General features: G+C 52.5%; 3 protein-coding genes. 2 read left to right on the forward strand and 1 reads right to left on the reverse strand.

Annotation, left to right across the window (positions count from 1 at the left end; all coding sequences use genetic code 11):
* Window positions 1-182: 182 nt before the first annotated feature.
* The gene (locus tag QRY16_RS21695) at window positions 183-458 is read left to right on the forward strand and encodes a type II toxin-antitoxin system HicA family toxin (protein ID WP_090137114.1); all 276 of its coding nucleotides are present in this window, start codon (window positions 183-185) and stop codon (window positions 456-458) included.
* Window positions 455-814, forward strand: coding sequence for a type II toxin-antitoxin system HicB family antitoxin (locus tag QRY16_RS21700; protein WP_289778023.1), 360 nt, complete (start codon window positions 455-457; stop codon window positions 812-814). Before QRY16_RS21695 ends, QRY16_RS21700 begins: the two co-directional genes overlap by 4 nt.
* A gap of 457 nt (window positions 815-1,271) precedes the next feature.
* Here QRY16_RS21700 and QRY16_RS21705 read toward each other — a convergent pair whose 3' ends face one another.
* Window positions 1,272-2,267 carry a phage portal protein gene (locus tag QRY16_RS21705; RefSeq protein WP_419776148.1) on the reverse strand — a complete coding sequence of 332 codons (996 nt, stop codon included), beginning with the start codon at window positions 2,265-2,267 and terminating at the stop codon, window positions 1,272-1,274.
* Window positions 2,268-2,397 lie beyond the last annotated feature (130 nt).

The raw sequence follows: 2,397 nt of genomic DNA on the forward strand, positions 1-2,397 counted from the left end.
CGTTATAACCTTCGCAACTTGTTGCGCAGGTTATGGCGATTCTGCGGGCGCGGGCGGCAAAGAGTCCGCAAGCGCCACGTTGTGGCGCTCATTTCATTTGTAGCATTTTATGACTTCATTGATTGACGTCATAACCGATGCGCGCAATAATGACTTCATAAAGTGACTTCGTGAGGCAGGGAATGAAAGAGCAGGTTTCATCACTACGGAAGAAGCAAAAAAGCACGCTTGAGCAGATATTTAAAACGCCTGTTCAGTCGGGCATTAAATGGGCTGATATCGAGTCACTAATCAGGGCGCTGGGAGGTGAAGTCAAAGAGGGGCGCGGTTCCCGCTGTAAGTTTATCCTTAATGGCAGCATCGCTAACTTTCATCGTCCCCACCCTTCACCAGATACAGACAAAGGCGCGGTAGTTAACCTGCGCGACTGGCTCGAAAGCACAGGAGTTAAGCCATGAGCAAACCATCAACACCGAATACCATTGATATCGCCGGACAACCAGCCATTATCAACTACGTGCCGGAGCTTGGCGCGTTTCGCGGTAAGTTTCTGGGGCTGAGCGGCTATTGTGATTTTGTATCGGACAGTATCCAGGGGCTGAAAAAGGAAGGTGAAATTTCACTGCGTGAATATCTGGAAGATTGCAGCGCGGCTGGGATTGAACCCTATGCGCGGCAGGAGAAGGTTAAAACATTCACGCTACGTTACCCGGAATCATTTGGTGAACGTCTTAATCAGGCTGCGGCTGAGCATGAAACATCCCTCAATACCTTTATCATAGAGACACTAAACGAGCGAATGAAACACGCCTGATCCCTTCCTGTTTATGCCGCCATATTTGGCGGCATTCCTTTCTTCCTGGTCTCTTTTCTCTGCCGCACAATAGTGCACAAATTTGCACAATTTTTTTGATGCTATTTATGCCATTTCTGCCCTGTGGTGGCGCGGTCTGGCTCAGGATCGGCAAATGCACAAAAAACGAAGCAAATGTCGCGCGCAGGTGACGGGGGAACAGCCCACGCGACGGAGGGGCGGGAGGTGATGCCTTTAATTGCCATTCTCCGGCCTTTTTCGCCTTCTCCGCGCGTTTTCTCACGTCCGGATATGCGCGGGGTAAATTGCAGATTGCTCCTGCCAGAATGGCGCTCATGCGCTGTGAGTGAGGGGAGTTAAAGGTTTTGCTGAGTGGTGCTCAGGTGGTGGCCAGTCATGCGAGGATTGAAAATTACTGAAGGAGAACCGCCGCAGGATGTGCGGCGGGTGGGGCGGGTCACTCGTCTTTGAGCAGAGCGTAGGGATTAAAGCGGATCACTTCCTGACCGAGCCAATCATTGACGCCCTTCATGGCTTCCATCACGGGCAGCATTTCGTTGATGGCGAAGACGCGTGCGGCCTTCTCAACATCGCCAAGCGATCCGTTGCCTTCCGGCATTGCGCCCATCAGTTGTGGCGGGATGCGGTGAGCGTCGCGCAGATCGTTGCGCGTTGCTGATTTGATATTAAGAAACTCATCCTTTGCCGATATCTGGCTGAACGGTAACAGTTGCACCCCGTCTTTGCCGCCACCCGGCGCGTGGATTAGCACGTTTTTGAAGGAGCCTTTCCCTCTGGCCTGTGACAGCGTCTTTTGCACCACTTTTATACTTTCCTGATCCACCTTCTCCGAACCGACATAGAGAATACATCCGGCGTGAGAGCCGTTGTCGTAATAGAGTTTGCGGAACTTATCGGCGGAATGTGACAGGCTGGCGGACAGCAGCGCGCCCATATATTCAGGCATACCGTAGATTTCCTGATGAATATCCGGGTTCATGATGTGGCAGACCTGTCCCGCTTTGAACTCGTATTCATCTTTCCACTGCCGGATAAACCAGTAGGTATTAAGATCACTCCCCCGCCGCGTGTTCAGTGCCGGAACATGCTGGAGTCTGAGCGGAGCGCCCAGGAGGTTAGAGCGACGTTCAAGATAGGCATTGCCGAAGACGAACCAGTCCAGCGCAAACGCAGAGAAGGCCTGCCGCGAGAGTAACGGATGAGGGATATAGCACCCGGTCAGCACATTGCGTTTGAAGTAAAGCGCCGACTGATGCAGCGGGGACTGTGCGAACGCACGGGTTAACCCTTTCCAGTCTATTGGCGTCTCGTAGTACCGGCCGTTATCGACGCAGCACATGCTGTCCAGCAGATCGTAGCCGTCTGTTACCGAATATGGCCCGTCAAACGTGAAGGCGCTGAGCGCCGGATCGCTTCTGAGCGCGTCAGAGATATCAGGTGTACTAGCTCAGACCTGATCTGACAGTTACCGGTTATTTATACAGGTGTCTGTCAGATTAAATCTGGTTCAGATTCTTTTCTGCCCAGACCCGTTTTCCATCAAGTAACGTGGCCATTGGCGT

Source organism: Mixta mediterraneensis (assembly GCF_030283135.1).
In the GTDB taxonomy this organism is placed as follows: domain Bacteria; phylum Pseudomonadota; class Gammaproteobacteria; order Enterobacterales; family Enterobacteriaceae; genus Pantoea; species Pantoea mediterraneensis.